A 16498-nucleotide genomic window follows, 5' to 3' on the forward strand; every position below is an offset into this window, starting at 1 on the left:
TGCAAAGGTAAGAAGAAGTTTTGAAGTGGCAAGCAAAAAGTGAAAATTTTTATTTTTCGTTTGCTTCGCTTTTCAACCCCTGCCCGCCTCCTTTCGAAGCGGGGTGCAAAGGTAAGGCCCTTTTTTCGACTCTCGCAAGCGGCACCGAAAATTTATTTTTCTAGCACTTTGCGGAGCCGGCACGGGAAGCAAGACAAGCGCCACTCCCGGCAAGTTCCCGACCTTGTCATTTTTTTGCCGCAGCGGTTGCGTTGGCAAAACCCGAGGCCCTGTTGGCGATTGGGAGTGCAAAAGTAGGGGGATTTTTTGGAGAAGGCAAGGGAGTCGCGAAAACTTTCTCGAGCAACAGGCCGTATTAGCGCGGTTTCTCAATGATGTTCCGTTTGCAATCAATAACTTATGGCGAGCGAAGAATCTTGATAAAAATTAGCGAATGGGCTCGGGAGCGAAGAATTCAGTGAGGTCGGGACGGTGTTGGCGGGTGCGCTGGGACTCGTATTGGCGGATTAGGCGGCCTAATTGGGCGAGGAAGGGCTGGCCGATGGTGTCATATTCGTAGGCGCCGTCGTTGATGATGCCGTCTTGGTTGACGTAGAGGACGGCGCTGAGGAGGAATTCGGACTGGTGGAGGGAGTCGGCGAAGTAGGAGACATCGGCAAGGTAGCCGTGAGACATACCGACGATGTTGTAGATGCGGAGGGTGGATTGCTGGGGTAAGTCGGGGTTGCGGCCGTAGTAGAGGTATTTTTTGTAGGCGTCGAAATAGCGGGTGGGGGCGTAAAGGTGGAAGCCGGACTCGTGGGGAGTGGTGTGGAGGTAGCGGCGCAGGAAGGCGTAATCGGTAGTGGTGAGATGGGGACGTTGGGCGGTGGGGACGGATTCGGGGAAGAGGATATTTTGGAGGAAGGCGGTGATGTCGGGGAGCGGGAGGTGGTTGGCGGTGGTGAAGTCGTAGGGTTCGGGGATGAGGCGACGGCCAGCCTGGTGGGCGCGGCCTTTGAGGACGCGGCCAAGGGGGCTGCGGTAGATGATGGGATTGAATTGAGCTGGCTGCTTGTATAAGGTGTCGCCGGTAGGGGTGTGGAAGCTGATGGGATTTGTGTGACGGTTGGCGGCGGTGTCGCAGGGGGCGAAACGGCGGGTGATGCGGGCGTTGGGGTAGCCGAGTTCCTGGAGACGCTGGTTAAGGTGGCGTTGGCCGAGGAATTCGTAGAGGCGGTTGTAGGCGACGTTGTCGCTCACCAAGAGCATGCGCTTTATATAATTGCCGACGGTGGCGGTGCGGTCGGAGTCGGCGGGGGCGGCGAAGGGGACGGGGGTTTGGCAGCGGAAGGCGGTGCCGGTGGCCATGATGGTGCGGCGCGTGACGCCCGGCTGGTGTAGGTCGTTGAGCTTTTCGAGGGAGAGGGCAACGACGGGGAACTTGACCAGGCTGGCGGGGTTGAAGTACTGGCGGGGGTTGAGGTGGAAGATATGGGGATTGAAGGTGGGGCGGTTCTGGGCGTCGCGGTCGATTTGAGTGTAGATGATTTGGAGTTCGTATTGCGGGTTTTGGGCGACGCGCTTTAATAAGGAAGTTGTTTTTAGGAGCGAGTCTAGGAGTGGGGAATCTCCTGCTAGGAGCCCGTCCGGGTCTCCCATATGCTTCATGCGCAGAGTTCCATGGTGAGAGGATGCCAAATGGCTACTGGCGGCTATTGTAGTTATTGTTAATAGGAATGCTGCTCCTATTATATAGTATATAGCGAGGCGGGATTGCGAGTGCGTTTTCATAACATAGCGAAATAAAAAGGGCCGTGATGAAGTCACCACGGCCCTGTGGGCGGTTTTTATACGGTTGTTAATCGGCCAAAGGGACTAAGCGCTTGGCGAGAAGGAGGTTGGAATCGGTTTGGCGCCAGTTGTAGCCGGTGCCGAAGGGGAGCGGCTTTGGCTTGTTCACGGTGTCGTGGTATGCGGCGGTGAGTTCGGGCTGGTACTGCTTGGCAAAAAGGTTGATGGGGCGACGGTAGGTGCCGTAGTAGTTGAACTGCCAAGCGCCTTTCTGGAAGTACTTCATGGCGATGCCGGAATCGTCTTGCAGGATGTAGCGGCTGCGACGGAGGACGGTACGGCGCACTTTGTTGAAATACGACTTGTGCATGAGGTAGGTGGCCGACTTCACATAGGTGGTGAGGGGGCCGAGGTGACGCACGAATTCCAGCGGGGCGCTTTTAGTGGTAAGTTTCCAGTCGCTGAGGTCGGCGGAGAAATAGTAGACGGTTTTGGGTTGGCCGTCTGGGCCACGCAGCTTCATTTCGACGCCGGGAATGGCTTTGGGGTCGAGGGCCTGCGTAGTGTCTTTGGGGGCGTCCTGGAGCTGGCCGACGGCATCGAGCTGCACGGGGCGGATGGTGGTGATTTGGTTACCGGTGCGGGCGGCGAAGAGCATCATGAGGGGCAGGGCGCCGTCGAGTTCGACGGATTTCAGGTCCACGGCCATGTCGTTGGTGCGGAAGAAGCTGAAATTGAGTACCGACCAAAGCGAAGTTTTGACGGCTGGCAACAGCTTGGGATTTTCGAGGGAGGCGCGGGCCGGGATGCTGCCCACGGGCTCGAGGCCGATGAGCACGTAGGTTTGGCTGGTGGGGAACATCGTGAAGACGTTCAGGAAGTCGGGGCCGCTGAATGGGTAGAAGATGGTGGGGCTGTTGGCGTGCACGGAGTCGAGCTCGGTGTTGGCCCACTGCGTCATGCGCGTGGTGTGGGAGGCGCGGTATTTATCCCAGCTTTTATCCTGGTCTTTGGCGAAAGCCTGCCAAGCAGGTGTAGCGGCCAACGTGCTGAGGTTGCTGTGCTGGCTGGGTTGTAGGCCGCCGAGGAACAGGGCCACATCCTGGGCGTAGGCGGTATCGGGGGCGGCGGTGGGCTTGAGCTTGGCAGCCGTATTGGAAGGTTTTTCGCTGACGCTAGGTGCTGGGTGCTGGGTCGGGTCGATGGCATCGGCCGTGCTAGCCATGGTTTCTTCCTTGGTGGAAGTCGTGGTTTCAGTTTTTTTGGCCGACTCGGAGCAGGCAGAAAGCAGAAGCAAAGCGGCAGGCAGCAGCCGAAGCACAGCGGTGCGGAGAAACATTATTAGGGTACTGAATGATTGGGAGCGCAAGTTACGGACGGGCTCGCCCTACACGCCTCCCCTACCCGCTGCTAGTGCATGAACAGAGAGCCACGCGAGGACTGCATTCAGTAAATACAACAGCCTTCAGTAGCGGCTGCGGCTGTGCGCCTCTTCCGTTGCATTTGCGGCGGTAGTACCTGGCAGCCGGGTGGCGAGGAAATACACCAACGCCCCCACCAACAGCGTAGCCAAACCGTAGAACGACTCCCAAGGCTTGTCGCGCAGAATGAAAAACAACGTCCAGCCGCTGAGGGCCAGGAAAAGCAGCGGGGTGACGGGGTAACCCCAAGCGCGGTAGGGTCGCGGCGCATGGGGCTGGCGCCAACGGAAGATGAACAAGCCCAGCACTGTGAGAAAGGTGAACAGATTCAGCACGAAGCCGGCGTAGACCAGCACGCCCTGAAAGCTGGGCTTGAGAATAAAGGCCAGCGTGATGACCGTTTGCAGCAACAGGGCGCGCACGGGAATGCCAGCGCGGCTTTTGGGTGCGAGGAAGCGCAGGGCAGGCAAGTCCTCCCCCATTGTTTGGACGATGCGAGGGCCGGCGAATACCATCGAGCTGATGGTGGAAACCAGCAGCGCCGCGATGACGCCGCCCATCAGCCGGCCGCCGAGCGGGCCAAACAGCGAAGTAGCCGCCACGAAACCGACTTCGACCTGGCCTTTCAACCCTGCGAGCGACGTGGAACGGAGGAATACGTAATTCAGCCCGACATATAAGAGTAGCACTACGACGGTGCCCGCCAGCAGAATGCGGGAGAGGTTGCGCCGCGGGTTTTCAATTTCGCCGGTGACATACACAGCGGCATTCCAACCGGAATAAGCGTAGCTTACAAACACAAGGCTTACGGCAAAAGCCGGGCTGAGCAAGGCGCGCCAACCATCCGCATCGGGCCGAAAGCTTAGGGGCTGCCCCTCCCCCACTGCCATGCCCACGCCAATGAACACAACCAGCACGGCTACTTTCAGGGCCGTGATGACCACCTGCAGGCGGCTACCGGCGCGGGTGCTGCTGCCGTGCACTAATGCCAAGGCCAATACCACGGCCACCGACAGCCATTGTGGCTCCAGGCCCGGCCACACGCTCTTAGCGTACTGTCCCAGCGCCAGCGCGGCGAGGGCCGTGGGCGCTGCGAAACCCACCGTGGCCGATACCCAACCCGAGAGAAAGCCCAGCGCAGGGTGGTAAATCTGGCTCAGGTAGTGGTATTCGCCGCCCGAGCGCGGCATGGCCGAGGCCAATTCGGCGTAGCTCACGGCTCCGCACAGGGCAATGAGGCCGCCCACCAGCCACAGCATGAGCAGCGCAAAGCCGCTTTCGATGCCCATTACCTGAAAGCCGAGGCTGGTGAAAACCCCCGTGCCCACCATATTGGCCACCACGATAGCCGCGCCGGTGAGAAAAGTAATTTTATAGGGACTGGCAGGCAAATTATCGGGCATGGTGCAAAGATGCGAACCAACTGCCCGACGAGACGGAGCAAAAAAGAACGTCATGCTGAGCGCCGCCGAAGCATTTTTACCGCAATAGTTAACCCTCTCGATTGAGTTACGTTGCGCGGCAGAGATGCTTCGGCAAGCTCAGCATGACGTGGTGTTATTCTATCCGCCTTTACTGCGCCACCGCTTTGGGCTTCTTGTAGAGCGGAACGGTGCTGCACGGCTCGCCGTACATAATGCTGCTCGTGACGGGCAGCAGCTTCTGCATGATGGCTACGTAGGCGAAGGTGGGCACAGGCTTGTCGCCGCAGCCCTTCACCACCAGTTTAGCATCGCGGTATTCTTCGGCATCGATGGCGGCAATGGCTTCTTCGAACAGCGACTGCTCCAGCCCATCGAGGTTGCCGAATACATAGCGGTGGGCGTGGCCCTGGAGTTTGGTGGCGAGCAGCATGTAGGCCCAGGTGGGCACAATGGCATCGGCGGAGCAAATAATAGCCACGTTTTTGCCGTCGTACTGCGTCCAGTCGTGGGTTTTTACAAACTCGCGGAAGTCTTTTTCGCGCAGCATCAGGCCGTGAAAAAGGTTGTCTTTGATGTCGTACACCACCCGCTCGCCGGGATGAATAAACTCTTCCAGGTTGAGAGTGATTAGACCAGAGTTGGCGACGCGGTTGACGAAGAGAGGTTCCATATGGTAGCGCGGACTTTGTGGTCCGCGTATTTATTGGTGAATGTTCGGCCGGCGCGGGGGTGCGAACTACAACGTCCGCACTACTTCGCTTTGGGCGTGGTGGTGTATACTTCTTTCAGGTAGAAAGGCTCGTAGTAGGCCACGTCTTGGAATTCTTGCCGATGAAAAGCCGCTACGCCCAGCTGTCCCACTGCAATGGCCGAAGGCTCAATCCCCGCCAAGAAACCCGCGTTGGGATGCGCCCCCAGTACCGCCTGAAACTTGGCCGCGCCGTGACCGAAGAATAACACGGAACGGTGGGCTAATTGTTCGGCCAGCGTGTCGGCGTCGAGCAACAGCGGCGTGGGGGCTAGCACCTCCTGCCCGTCGTGGGTGTAGAGGGCGGCGTACACTTCCTGCCGCCGGGCATCCAGCATGGGGCAAAACAGATAATTTTCGGGCCGTGCCGTGACGGCCGCCACCTGCGCCGCCAGCGCCCGCAGCGTGCTCACAGCCACCAGCGGAATATCGAGCGCGAAGCATAAGCCTTTGGCAGCTGCCCCGCCAATACGCAGGCCGGTGTATGAGCCTGGCCCGTCGCTCACGGCCACGGCGGAGAGGTCGGACAATTGGTGGCCGGTATTTGCCAGCAATTGCTCGATGAGCACCGTGAGGTGGGTGGAGTGCGACTTATCGAGCCGCAATTCGGACTGACCGATTAGGGAGCCGTCGGCGATGCGGTGTAGGGCCACTGAGCAGACGGGGGAAGAGGTTTCGAGGGAGAGGAGTAAACTCATTAAACTAATCGGCAATTGCTTCAAACGGTATTCTTATCATACCATCAACTATGCTGTAGTATACGTTTTCAACTTGTAATAACGAGACCAATGCATTTAAATGATTCCATTGTTTTGGCGCAACCAATCTGCCTATGTGTTCCATTGCAATTGGATTGATTTCAAGCCATTCCACTTCTCTGAATGACCATGGTCCGATTATCTCAATGTATGCCCTTACTGGAAGGCCTATGCCACTACCCCATGCTTCTGGACCGTCATCACGCTTCAATTTAAGCCTTGCTTGAAACTTAAGCTGATTTGATAAAGCGGCAATTTTCTCTATTCGCCTCATGAAGAGCAGTGAGCGCAGATTTTTGAAGTTCTACGAATTATAACCCTGCGCATCCATCAGCATTTGGGTAACAAATTCTTCTGTGTTTGCAAACAGCTTCGTCGAAGGCCAAAGTCTTAATTCGGCCATACCACTCCAAGTCAGATGCACCAGCGCTAATCTGAAATTGACATTTTCGCTTAATGTTTCAAAAAGAACGTCGTCGCAATCTACTCGACGGCCGAGTGCGCGCAGGTTGATACCATACAGCGCATTATCGGACGAAAGCTCCCGGCGCAATTCTTCTTCAATTGATGCTTGTTCGCCACCAACAGCTGCCCAAGGCTCTATAAAATCGATTTGCATTTCATATTTCAACAAAAAAGCAGGCGCCTCTCAGCGCCTGCTTTTTCAATTCTAACGCAACTCAAAATTACTTCGTCCCGGCCGACTTGCGGGCGCTGGCGGCCTGGCCGGTGGGCTTCAGCAGGGCAGCGTAGCGGTTCGGGTCGTTCAGCACCGCTACCGCGGCAATGATGTTGGGGTCGTCGTCGAAGCCGGCTTCGGTGCGGCCCTTCTCGAAGTAATAGCGCGACACGATTTCCTGCTCCAGCAGCTCCTTGATTTCGGGCTTGAAGCGCTGCAGGTCGTTGGCCTTGTTCACGGTGATTTTCTTGCGGACGGCTTCCAGCTCCAGCTTCACATCGTCGTAGTGCTTTTCCTCTTTCACCTTTTTGCTGAGGTCGGTGAGGGCCTTCTCGGCGTCGGTGCTGTAGCTGATGTTTTTGCCCTGCAGGTAGCCCACAAACTTCTGGTAGTCGGCATCTGTGAGCTTGAACTGCCGGGCCGGCGCGATGGTGGGGTGCTCGGCGCGGAAACGAGTGGCGTAGTCGAAGAGGTAGTTTTTTTGGAGCAGGATGCGGGTAATGTCGGCAATTTCGCGGTCCTGCACCTCAATATCGGGGGCCACGCCGCCACCGTCGTACACAGTGCGGCCGGCAGTGGTTTTGAAGGCCGTGCGCAATGAATCGGGGAATTTACCCAGCGTGCCGTCCTCGGCGCGGTGCGCGTAGTCAATTTCCTGAATGCAGCGGCCGCTGGGGATGTAGTACTTGGCGGTCGTCACCTTCAGCTGCGAATTGTAGCTCAGCGGCCGGGTGGCCTGCACGAGGCCCTTGCCGAAGGTGCGTTCGCCCACCAGCACGGCGCGGTCGTAGTCTTGCAGCACACCCGACACGATTTCCGAGGCCGACGCCGAGCGGTTGCTCGTGATGATGGCAATGGGAATCTGGGTATCGAGCGGCACGTCGAGGGCCTTGTAAGTCTTGTTCCACTCCGTCACTTTGCCCTTGGTGCTCACCACATCGAGGCCCTTATCAATGAACAGGTTGGAAATGTTGACGGCCTCATTCAGCAGGCCGCCGGGGTTGTCGCGGATGTCGAACACGATTTTCTTCGCGCCCTGCTCCTTGAGTTTGGTCACGGCGGTGCGCACTTCCTTGCCCGCGTCTACCGTGAAGCCGCCGAGCTGGAAGTAGCCCACGTCGCCGGAAATCATGCCGGTGTAAGGCACGTTGTCCAGGTGAATCTTATCAAGGGCAATGTCTATCTGCACGGGCTTTTCCTGACCGTAGCGGGTCACGAGCAGCTTCACCGTCGAGTTGGCTTGGCCTTTCAGCAACTTGCCGATGTCGGAATTCGATTTTTTATCGACCACCACACCGTTGATGTCGAGGATTTCATCGCCGGGGAGCAGGCCAGCTTTTTGGGCCGGGTAGCCTTCCAGGGTACTGGTCACCACGGCCTTGCCGTTGCGCTTCGCCACCGAAGCCCCGATGCCGCCGTACTGCCCGGTGGTCATGGTACGGAAGTCCTCGATGTCGTCTTCCGGAATGTAGTTGGTGTAGGGGTCGAGTGAGCGCAGCATGGCGTCGATGCCGGTTTTTACCAGCTTCGCGGGCGTAATCTCGTCGACGTAATAGGTATTGACCTCCTTGAAGAGCGTGGCGAAAATATCCAGATTCTTCGCGATTTCGAAATACCGCTCGTTGTCGGAAGCGGCGCGGAACGATACCAAACCCAGCGTGCTCAGGGCCAGGGCAGCGAGTAGCTTTTTGCGGATAGTCATACGGAAAGGATAGCGGCTGGGCGAATCTACGGGGCCGGTGGTGGCGCGGATGCGTCAATAGTCGTGCCCATCAAACGAAGAATACCGGAAATTAATTTTTTTTCCACCAAGGCTAGTGGACTTTTTTCCTTCCCCGTGAAGATAATACCCAGCAGAGCGACTTGGTGCCCGTTTGGTTGCTCCAGCAATCGATATTTATGGAGACGATAGGCCTCCCGGATGAGCCGCTTGAGCCGGTTGCGGTCGACGGCCCGTTTGAAGCTGCGCTTGCTCACGCTGATGAGCACCTGCGGCGGGGCCGTGGTGGGCGCGGCGGTTTTGGTGTAGACGAGGCGCAGGGGGTAAACGCCAAAAGAGGAACTCTGCTTCCCAAAAAGCTCTTCGATGAGCTTTTTGCGGCACAGGTGTTCCTCTTTCGGGAAGGTATGGCGGCGCGAACGCGGCGCGGTACCGGGAACCTCACCCCCCGGCCCGCTCTCCCAAGGAGAGGAGGAGCCAGGTGATTGTGGTTCTTGCATTGTCAGCTGTTGGCTAATAGCTGCCAGCTAATGGCTAACAGCTTAGATGTTAGCGCTTGTGCTTGCCTTCGTCGGATACGGTGAGGCGCTTGCGGCCTTTGGCGCGACGGCGGGCCAGTACGTTACGGCCGTTGGCAGTTTCCATGCGGCTGCGGAAGCCGTGCTTGTTCACGCGCTTACGTTTCGAAGGTTGGAAGGTACGTTTCATATCAATGAATCTTTAAAAGACGAGTTTCGAGTTGGGCCGGCAAAGGTACGGGCTTTGTCTGGAAAAGGCAAGGGGCTCAGCCACTTTTACGCGAGGCGGCACGTAGGCAGTAGTTTTAAGCCCATTTATACCGTTTTGGCGATGATTCACTACCGCGTTTCCTTCGAGAATCCCCTCACGTTTTACCTGCAAATCGAACTGACGCTGGACGTGGCGGCCGATGCCCAGGCGCCGCTGGAAATGCAGCTACCCGCGTGGCGCCCGGGCCGTTATGAGCTGCAAAATTTCGCGCAGAAAATTCAGAAAGTGGTGGTGGAAGATGCTGCAACCAACCAAGTCCTCCCCTACCGCAAGCTGACGAAGGACCGATGGGAAGTGCCCAACGCGGCCGGCCGCAGCGTGCGGGTACGCTACAATTTCTACGCCCACCAGATGGATGCAGGCGGTTCCTGGCTTGATGAGTCGCAACTATACCTGAACCCGGTGCAGGCGCTGATGTATGCCGAGGGCCGGCAGGAGGAAGCATGCGAATTGACCCTGGACATTCCCGACGATTGGCAAATAGCCTGCGGCCTGCCCCAAACCGGGCCCAACGTACTAATGGCGCAGAATTTCGACCAACTGGCCGACGCACCGCTGATTGCCAGTCCTACGCTGGTGCACCACGAGTATGAAGCCGGTGGGCTGCCTTTTCATGTGTGGGTGCAGGGCGAAGCGCCGGTGAACTGGCCGCAGTTGCTGGCGGACTTCAAGGCATTCTCAGAAGTGCAGCTGGCAATGTTTGGCGGCTTTCCGGTGGCCGACTACCACTTCCTGAACCAGTTTCTGCCCTACAAGCACTACCACGGCGTGGAGCACCACAACTCCACGGTGATTACGCTGGGGCCGGCCGAGCTGATTATGAGCGAGGGGCTCTACAAGGAATTGCTGGGCGTGAGCTGCCACGAGCTGTTCCATACCTGGAACATCAAGAGCATTCGGCCGGCTGAGATGCAGCCCTACGACTACAGCCGCGAGAACTACTTCCGTACCTGCTTCATTGCCGAAGGCATTACTACTTACTACGGCGAATACCTGCTGGCCCGCAGCCACGTGCGCACGCCGGCGCAGTATTTCGAGGAGCTGAACACCGTGCTGCGCAAGCACTATGATGATGCCGGCGGCGACAACCTCTCGCTGGCCGACGCCAGCATGGACCTGTGGCTGGATGGCTACAAGAATGGCGTGCCCGACCGCAAGGTGAGCGTGTACCACAAGGGCGCGCTGGTGGCCCTGATTTTGGACCTCACCATCCGGCAGCTTTCGAGCCATGCCCGCAGCCTCGACGACGTGATGCGGCGGCTGTACGAGGAGTTCGGCAAAACCGGAATCGGCTACACCGAGGCCGACTACGTGCGCATTGTGAACGAAGTGGCCGGACGCGACATGCATGCCTATTTCGACAAGTTTATCTACGGCACCGCCCCCTTGCAGGACACGCTCGACCGGGTGCTGCGTACCGTGGGCTGCCAGCTGTTGGTAGGCGAAAACGCTTCGGCTTCGGAAGGTCACTTCGGTTTCCGCACGGTAGTGAAGAACGAGCGTACGGAAGTGACGGCTATTTGGCCCAACTCGCCCGCCGCCGCAGCCCTGACCGTGGACGACGAAATAGTGGCCGTGAATGGCCGTCGCGTGGACATGAACCTGCAAAGCCTGCTCAGCACCGGCGACCCCAGCTACGAGGTGAGCGTGTTCCGTCAGAACCGTCTGCTGACCGTAACGCTGGCCGCCACGCCGGGCCTACGCTTCGGACAGCGCTACGCGGTGGATACGCTGGAAATAGCCGATGCGGCCCAGCAACGCGGGTTTCAGCAGTGGCTGGGCTGGGAATTTTAGCGCTCCTGCTTAATAGAAAAGCCCCGCCGGAAAAATCCAGCGGGGCTTTTCTATTGGGATTTATAGAGCCTAGTCGGCTTTGCTCCCGGGGCCTTTCTTCGGGCTGTTCGTGTCGATGGACATTGGGCTGTTGCCCTGCGGGTTGCTGCGGGGCTTGTTGGCCTGGGTGTGGCGCACTTCGTTGAAGTTGCCACCGGGCGTGTTGCCTTTGGTTTCGTTGCCTTGCTCGGTGATGTGATTCTGATTCACGTTTTGATTCGTGGAAGAATCGACCGAGGGGGTTTTGGTCTTCTTGTGGTGCTCATTCTCATAGGGCACTACCGAAGGCTTCTCGTTGGGCAGGTTGGTTTTCTTATCAGACATGGCGTGGAAGACAAAAGGTGGAAAGATGTTTCCTTTTACCCACGCCGCCCTCAAAGAGTTGCCGCCCCGGTACACGATGCCCCAATTATGCGGTCTTAAGCCGGCACGTTGGCCACGGCCGAGGCCGGCACCACCTTCACCAACTCGGCAAATTGGGCTTCGCGGGCTTCCACTTCCTCGGCCGAGAGGTTGAGCAGGCGCTCGGTGCCGAATTTCTCGACGCAGAACGAAGCCATGGCCGAGCCGTGAATCACGGCGCGTTTCATGTTCTCGAAGCTGATATCGTCCGTCGCAGCCAAGTGGCCGATGAAGCCGCCCGCGAAGGTGTCACCGGCACCAGTGGGGTCGAACACTTCCTCCAGCGGCAGGGCCGGGGCGTAGAACACCTTGTTCTTGTGGAAAAGCAGGGCGCCGTGCTCGCCTTTCTTGATGATGAGAAACTTCGGGCCCATGGCCATGATTTTCTTCGCGGCTTTCACCAGCGAGTACTCGCCGCTGAGCTGACGAGCTTCCTCGTCGTTGATGCTCAGCACGTCTACCATTTCGATGGTGGCGATGAGTTCTTCGAGGGCAATGTCCATCCAGAAGTTCATCGTATCCATCACAATCAGCTTGGGGCGGTTCACGAGGCGCTGAATGACGAGGCGCTGCACCTGCGGAGCCAGGTTGCCCAGCATGAGGTACTTGCAATCTTGGTACGCGTCGGGAATGATGGGGTCGAAGTTGGCCAGCACGTTGAGCTCGGTCACGAGGGTTTCGCGCGAGTTCAGGTCTTTGGAATATTTGCCCGACCAGAAGAACGACTTCTCGCCCTGCTTCACTTGCAGGCCCTCGGTATCGACGCCGTGCTCTTCGAGGAGCATGATGTCGGACTGCGGAAAGTCTTCGCCCACCACGGCCACCAGTTTCACGGGTTTCAGCGAATACGACGCCGAAAGGCTGATGTAGGTGGCGGCGCCGCCGATGATTTTATCGGTTTTGCCGAAAGGCGTTTCCAGAGCGTCGAAGGCGACGCTGCCGATGACGAGCAGACTCATGCAGGTAAATTGTGGTGAATAAAAACGGTTCGATGAATTCCGTATTAAAACGGGATTAAAGCTAGCAACAAAAAAGTCCCCGGATAATTCCGGGGACTTTTCTTTGAGAGGGTAAATAATGGGGTTCGAACCCACGACCTTCGGAATCACAATCCGACGCTCTAACCAGCTGAGCTATATCTACCGTGTTTGTTTTGGTGGGGCAAAGGTAGAAAGAAAGACGGAAATCGGCAAAAAAAGTTCTTGCCGGTGATGGCGGCTTTTTGCTGGAACGTCATGCAGAGCGCAGCGAAGCATCTTTACCGCGCAAGTAATCAGCCGCTACGCAATGAAGCGGTAAAGATGCTTCGCTGCGCTCTGCATGACGTTCTTTTATGTCGTTCGGTACTCGCCCGCTGTGAAATGCCGACCTTTGCCGGATGGAACCCACGCCCGCCCCGTCGTTCAGCGACTTCAAGCTCAACAAGCAACTTCTTACCGCCGTGGCCGATGCCGGCTTCTCGGAGCCCACGCCGGTGCAGCAGCAAACCATTCCGCTGCTGCTGGCCGGGCACGACGTGCTGGGCATTGCCCAAACTGGCACCGGCAAAACCGCTGCCTTTGGCCTGCCGCTGCTGATGAAGGTGAAGTATGCCCAGGGACTGCACCCGCGGGCCCTGGTGCTGGCTCCCACCCGCGAGCTGGCCATGCAGATTGAGGCGCACCTGAAGGCACTGGCCGTGAACACCGACCTGCGCATTTTCGCCATCTACGGCGGGCTGGGGCCGAAAACGCAGATTGAAACCATTGCCAAGGGCCTCGACGTGCTCATTGCCACGCCCGGTCGGCTGATGGAAATCTACCTGAAAGGCGACCTGGTGCTGAAAGAGCTGAAAACGCTGGTGCTGGACGAGGCCGACAAGATGATGGACATGGGCTTCATGCCCCAGATTCGGCGCATTCTGGAGATTATTCCGCGCAAGCGGCAGAACGCACTGTTCTCGGCTACCATGCCAGAGCGCGTGACGCGCCTGAGCGAAGAATTCCTGGAGTTTCCGGTGCGGGTGGAGGTGACGCCGCCGGCCCAGACGGCCTCCACAGTATCGCAGACGCTGTACGAGGTGCCCAACCTGCTCACGAAAATAAACCTGTTGCACTTCCTGCTGCACCGCGACGCCGCCACCATGACGCGGGTGCTGCTGTTCACGCGCACCAAGGAACACGCCGACCAGGTGGCCCACTTCCTCGACCGCAAGGCGCCGGTGGGCGAGGTGCGCGTCATTCACGGCAACAAGGGCCAGAATGCCCGCATGAACAGCATGGAGGCCTTCCGGGCCGGCGGGGTGCGCTACCTGGTGGCCACCGACGTGGCAGCGCGCGGCATCGATGTGCCGCAGGTGAGCCACGTCATCAACTTCGACGTGCCCATTGTGCACGACGACTATGTGCACCGCATCGGGCGCACGGGCCGGGCCCAGCACACGGGCGCGGCCATCACCTTCGCCAATGAGGCCGAAATGGTGCACATCGGCGAAATCGAGCAGCTTATCAACCAAAAGATTGAGCTGCTACCGCTGCCCGCCGAAGTGAAAATAGAGGATACCTCCTTCGAAGAACGGCAGCAGATTGGCCGGGAACTCGACGACCGCCGCAAGAAGTTAGACCCCAACTTCAAAGGTGCCTTTCACGAGCGCAAGGAGTGGATTAAGCCCGGCGTGACCATCGACAAGCGCACCGGCAAACCCTTTGTGGAAGGCAAGAAAAAGAGCACCAAGGGCGCCAAAGCGAACCCCGGCAAAAAGCGCGGCTCCGACCCCGGCGTGAAGGCGCTGAAGCGGCGCGGACGCTAGAAGGAATGAGTTTTGAGGGTTGAATGTTGAATTAACTTTTCCACTTAACATTCAACCCTCAAAACTCAACCCTTCTATTTGCCGTGGTGCAGCAAGTGCCCGAAGTGGATGCTGGCGAAGGTGAGAGCCGTGCCCCAGAACAGCGCGCTCAGGAACATGTGCAGCATAATGCGCTGCCGCGGCACGCCCAGCAGCGTGGCGATGACCGTGCCCCCGATGGGCGAGAGCAAAATGGGCGTAAGGAAGGCAATGCCGCCCATGCCAAACTTGCGAAATACTTTGATGATGTTGCGCGAGCGTTTGGTGAAGATGGGCTCGCGGCGGAGGCGACGCTGTTTCTGCCGGTGGCGCATCCAGGTGCCGCCCACGCCGGAGAAGACGAACACGCTGGTCATCATGCCGGCTACGGTGAGGGCTAGGGTTTGCCAGAAGTGCAGGCCCATGGAGGCCCCGGCCAGCGGGCCGCCCAAAAATTTGACCGTGCTCAGCAGGAACACGGACGCGAACTTAACTGCGGGATGAACCACGGCGAAGGCGGAAAGGCAGGCGGGTGGAAGGGGGCAACAAACGCGGGGTGGGCGCGTGACAAAGATAGGAGACGGCTATTTGGTTCGGGGCGGATGCTCCTTTCCGGAAAATATATTACGCAGCGGGGTCTTTGGGGGCAAGTGCGTTTCGCACCAGTCGCAAGTATGCGTTTAGCCTAGGGGTTTCGGCATTGAGGGTTGCCGCCAGTTCCAACGCGGCGAGAGCGGCCTCCAGCTGGCCTTGCTCATAGTAATAAATGCCTAGGTTGCGGTGGGCGTAAGAATTGTCCGGGTCGAGCAACAGGCTGTGTTCGATGTCGGCCAATGCCTTTTGCGGCCGACCGGTGCGCAGGTAAGCAAAGCCGCGGTTGTTGTGGGCGAAGGCGTACACCTCGGTGGCCCGCAGCGCAATGGCCTGGTCGAAATCCGGAATGGCTTGCTTGTATTCGCCGAGCAGCAGCAGCACGTAGCCGCGGTTATTGTAAGCCACCGCATCGGACGCAGACTGGGCTATGCGCGCGGTGTATTGGGCAATATTCAGTTTGAGCTTGTTGATGTTCTCCTGCAAAGCCGCCTGAAACGCCCGGTCGCCGTCATTGAAATCGCCGGGGCGCTCCTTCTCAAACAGATGGCTTAGCCGCAGGCCCGGCAATTCTCCGTCACGGAGCAGGCAAAGTTGAACCGCACCACGCCACTGCCGGGCGTCGAATTTTCGATAAGCAGGCTCATCTAGGGCGAACACTGTGTCGATGCCCGTGGAAATGGGCGGCAAGTTGGCGCGGCGCCGGGGCTTGGCGGCCGGGGCCGGAGCGGGCCGGTATTGCCGCCACAGCAGCCAGGCCAGCACCGCCAGCAGGCCGACCAGAAGGGTGAAGTGCGGCGACATGTACTTACGCGCCGCTACAGCTTGCTGCCGTAGCTCAGGTCGCCGGCATCGCCGAGGCCGGGCACGATGTAGGCTTGGTCGTTTAGCTTCTCGTCGATGGCGGCTACCCAGAGGGTGGCTTCGGGAATTTCGCGGGCCACGTGGGCCAGACCCTCGGGCGAGGCAATGACGGCCGCGATATGCACTTGGCGCGGCGTGCCGAAGCGTAGCATAGCCCGGTAAGTTTGCACGAGGCTCTTGCCGGAGGCCAGCATGGGGTCGGCCAGGATGAGCACCCGCTCGTCGAGGCGCGGGGCCGAGAGGTAGTCGACCTGCACCTGCACCTGGGCCGTGCCTTCGATGCGGTAGGCGGCCACGAAGGCGCTGGGCGACTGGTCGAAATAATTCAGAAAGCCCTGGTGAAACGGCAAGCCGGCCCGCAGCACGGTGGCCAGAATGGGAAAGTCGTGTAGGAGCTTGCCGGTGGTTTCGGCCAAGGGCGTCTGAATAGTTTGGTCGGTGTAGCTGAGGTGGGCGCTGATGCGGTAGGCGATGATTTCGCCCAGGCGCTGCAGGTTGCGGCGGAAGCGCAGACTGTCCTTTTGAATGTCTTTGTCGCGAAGCTCGGCCAGGAAGTGGTTGGCAATGCTGGGCTCGGCGCACACCACGTGGATGTTGGCCCGGGCCTCGGCCGTTTCGGCGGCTGGCGAGGGAACGGCGGAGGGAACGGGCGGCGTGGCCATAAGAACGGAGCGTTGAGAGTATAGCCAG

At 58.7% G+C, this 16498-nt stretch carries 17 protein-coding genes and 1 tRNA gene; 2 read left to right on the forward strand and 16 right to left on the reverse strand.

The genetic code is table 11. The annotated features are described in order from the left end of the window. Nucleotides 1-426: 426 nt before the first annotated feature. The 10 genes from I2I01_RS12035 to rpmH form a co-directional block, all read right to left on the reverse strand. Nucleotides 427-1650: a serine hydrolase gene (locus I2I01_RS12035; RefSeq protein ID WP_196286737.1), complete on the reverse strand. Its 1224-nt coding sequence runs from the start codon at nucleotides 1648-1650 to the stop codon at nucleotides 427-429. Nucleotides 1651-1840: 190 nt separating this feature from the next. Further along, nucleotides 1841-3070, reverse strand: a complete 1230-nt coding sequence (locus I2I01_RS12040; RefSeq protein ID WP_196286738.1) for a hypothetical protein — start codon at nucleotides 3068-3070, stop codon at nucleotides 1841-1843. Between the two features lie 168 nt (nucleotides 3071-3238). Further along, on the reverse strand, nucleotides 3239-4597 hold the full coding sequence (locus tag I2I01_RS12045; protein ID WP_196286739.1) for an APC family permease: 1359 nt from the start codon (nucleotides 4595-4597) through the stop codon (nucleotides 3239-3241). Between the two features lie 169 nt (nucleotides 4598-4766). Continuing rightward, on the reverse strand, nucleotides 4767-5288 hold the full coding sequence (locus tag I2I01_RS12050) for a DUF2480 family protein (protein WP_196286740.1): 522 nt from the start codon (nucleotides 5286-5288) through the stop codon (nucleotides 4767-4769). A gap of 80 nt (nucleotides 5289-5368) precedes the next feature. After that, nucleotides 5369-6064 (reverse strand): tRNA (adenosine(37)-N6)-threonylcarbamoyltransferase complex dimerization subunit type 1 TsaB, encoded by a 696-nt coding sequence (tsaB, locus tag I2I01_RS12055; RefSeq protein WP_196286741.1) that lies wholly within the window; start codon nucleotides 6062-6064, stop codon nucleotides 5369-5371. A 4-nt stretch (nucleotides 6065-6068) separates the two neighbouring features. After that, entirely contained in the window at nucleotides 6069-6398 is a 330-nt protein-coding gene (locus I2I01_RS12060; protein WP_196286742.1) for a DUF6678 family protein, read from the reverse strand. Between the two features lie 30 nt (nucleotides 6399-6428). Further along, the gene (locus I2I01_RS12065) at nucleotides 6429-6743 is read right to left on the reverse strand and encodes a hypothetical protein (protein ID WP_196286743.1); all 315 of its coding nucleotides are present in this window, start codon (nucleotides 6741-6743) and stop codon (nucleotides 6429-6431) included. 67 nt (nucleotides 6744-6810) lie between these two features. Further along, entirely contained in the window at nucleotides 6811-8505 is a 1695-nt protein-coding gene (locus I2I01_RS12070; RefSeq protein WP_196286744.1) for a S41 family peptidase, read from the reverse strand. Nucleotides 8506-8531: 26 nt separating this feature from the next. Then, the gene (locus tag I2I01_RS12075) at nucleotides 8532-9023 is read right to left on the reverse strand and encodes a ribonuclease P protein component (protein WP_196286745.1); all 492 of its coding nucleotides are present in this window, start codon (nucleotides 9021-9023) and stop codon (nucleotides 8532-8534) included. Nucleotides 9024-9072: 49 nt separating this feature from the next. Then, nucleotides 9073-9231 (reverse strand): 50S ribosomal protein L34, encoded by a 159-nt coding sequence (gene rpmH, locus I2I01_RS12080; protein WP_190928465.1) that lies wholly within the window; start codon nucleotides 9229-9231, stop codon nucleotides 9073-9075. 141 nt (nucleotides 9232-9372) lie between these two features. Between rpmH and I2I01_RS12085 the strand changes: the two genes are divergently transcribed. Continuing rightward, nucleotides 9373-11106, forward strand: coding sequence for a M61 family metallopeptidase (locus I2I01_RS12085; RefSeq protein ID WP_196286746.1), 1734 nt, complete (start codon nucleotides 9373-9375; stop codon nucleotides 11104-11106). A 69-nt stretch (nucleotides 11107-11175) separates the two neighbouring features. On the opposite strand, the gene I2I01_RS12090 is transcribed toward I2I01_RS12085, so the two are convergent. The 3 genes from I2I01_RS12090 to I2I01_RS12100 all read right to left on the reverse strand — a co-directional run bounded on the left by I2I01_RS12090 (nucleotide 11176) and on the right by I2I01_RS12100 (nucleotide 12690). Continuing rightward, nucleotides 11176-11469, reverse strand: coding sequence for a hypothetical protein (locus I2I01_RS12090; RefSeq protein WP_196286747.1), 294 nt, complete (start codon nucleotides 11467-11469; stop codon nucleotides 11176-11178). A 95-nt stretch (nucleotides 11470-11564) separates the two neighbouring features. After that, nucleotides 11565-12506, reverse strand: a complete 942-nt coding sequence (locus I2I01_RS12095) for a PfkB family carbohydrate kinase (RefSeq protein ID WP_196286748.1) — start codon at nucleotides 12504-12506, stop codon at nucleotides 11565-11567. A gap of 110 nt (nucleotides 12507-12616) precedes the next feature. Then, nucleotides 12617-12690, reverse strand: a tRNA-His gene (locus I2I01_RS12100). 235 nt (nucleotides 12691-12925) lie between these two features. Between I2I01_RS12100 and I2I01_RS12105 the strand changes: the two genes are divergently transcribed. Further along, on the forward strand, nucleotides 12926-14335 hold the full coding sequence (locus I2I01_RS12105) for a DEAD/DEAH box helicase (RefSeq protein ID WP_196286749.1): 1410 nt from the start codon (nucleotides 12926-12928) through the stop codon (nucleotides 14333-14335). A gap of 74 nt (nucleotides 14336-14409) precedes the next feature. Here the strand turns inward: I2I01_RS12105 and I2I01_RS12110 are convergent, their stop codons facing one another. The 3 genes from I2I01_RS12110 to upp all read right to left on the reverse strand — a co-directional run bounded on the left by I2I01_RS12110 (nucleotide 14410) and on the right by upp (nucleotide 16470). Further along, nucleotides 14410-14862 carry a small multi-drug export protein gene (locus I2I01_RS12110; RefSeq protein ID WP_196286750.1) on the reverse strand — a complete coding sequence of 151 codons (453 nt, stop codon included), beginning with the start codon at nucleotides 14860-14862 and terminating at the stop codon, nucleotides 14410-14412. Between the two features lie 115 nt (nucleotides 14863-14977). After that, a complete protein-coding gene (locus tag I2I01_RS12115) occupies nucleotides 14978-15748 on the reverse strand; it encodes a tetratricopeptide repeat protein (RefSeq protein WP_196286751.1) in 771 nt (256 codons plus the stop codon). 14 nt (nucleotides 15749-15762) lie between these two features. Next, the gene (upp, locus tag I2I01_RS12120) at nucleotides 15763-16470 is read right to left on the reverse strand and encodes a uracil phosphoribosyltransferase (protein WP_196286752.1); all 708 of its coding nucleotides are present in this window, start codon (nucleotides 16468-16470) and stop codon (nucleotides 15763-15765) included. Nucleotides 16471-16498 lie beyond the last annotated feature (28 nt).

The sequence above is a fragment of the Hymenobacter properus genome, assembly GCF_015694735.1.
GTDB lineage: Bacteria > Bacteroidota > Bacteroidia > Cytophagales > Hymenobacteraceae > Hymenobacter > Hymenobacter properus.

Coding starts and splice junctions, on each gene's coding strand:
- I2I01_RS12090 (WP_196286747.1), bottom strand. CDS start 11,469: ATGTCTGATAAGAAAACCAACCTGCCCAACGAGAAGCCTTCGGTAGTG.
- I2I01_RS12070 (WP_196286744.1), bottom strand. CDS start 8,505: ATGACTATCCGCAAAAAGCTACTCGCTGCCCTGGCCCTGAGCACGCTG.
- I2I01_RS12075 (WP_196286745.1), bottom strand. CDS start 9,023: ATGCAAGAACCACAATCACCTGGCTCCTCCTCTCCTTGGGAGAGCGGG.
- upp (WP_196286752.1), bottom strand. CDS start 16,470: ATGGCCACGCCGCCCGTTCCCTCCGCCGTTCCCTCGCCAGCCGCCGAA.
- I2I01_RS12105 (WP_196286749.1), top strand. CDS start 12,926: ATGGAACCCACGCCCGCCCCGTCGTTCAGCGACTTCAAGCTCAACAAG.
- I2I01_RS12065 (WP_196286743.1), bottom strand. CDS start 6,743: ATGCAAATCGATTTTATAGAGCCTTGGGCAGCTGTTGGTGGCGAACAA.
- I2I01_RS12045 (WP_196286739.1), bottom strand. CDS start 4,597: ATGCCCGATAATTTGCCTGCCAGTCCCTATAAAATTACTTTTCTCACC.
- rpmH (WP_190928465.1), bottom strand. CDS start 9,231: ATGAAACGTACCTTCCAACCTTCGAAACGTAAGCGCGTGAACAAGCAC.
- tsaB (WP_196286741.1), bottom strand. CDS start 6,064: ATGAGTTTACTCCTCTCCCTCGAAACCTCTTCCCCCGTCTGCTCAGTG.
- I2I01_RS12095 (WP_196286748.1), bottom strand. CDS start 12,506: ATGAGTCTGCTCGTCATCGGCAGCGTCGCCTTCGACGCTCTGGAAACG.
- I2I01_RS12060 (WP_196286742.1), bottom strand. CDS start 6,398: ATGAGGCGAATAGAGAAAATTGCCGCTTTATCAAATCAGCTTAAGTTT.
- I2I01_RS12035 (WP_196286737.1), bottom strand. CDS start 1,650: ATGAAGCATATGGGAGACCCGGACGGGCTCCTAGCAGGAGATTCCCCA.
- I2I01_RS12085 (WP_196286746.1), top strand. CDS start 9,373: ATGATTCACTACCGCGTTTCCTTCGAGAATCCCCTCACGTTTTACCTG.
- I2I01_RS12115 (WP_196286751.1), bottom strand. CDS start 15,748: ATGTCGCCGCACTTCACCCTTCTGGTCGGCCTGCTGGCGGTGCTGGCC.
- I2I01_RS12050 (WP_196286740.1), bottom strand. CDS start 5,288: ATGGAACCTCTCTTCGTCAACCGCGTCGCCAACTCTGGTCTAATCACT.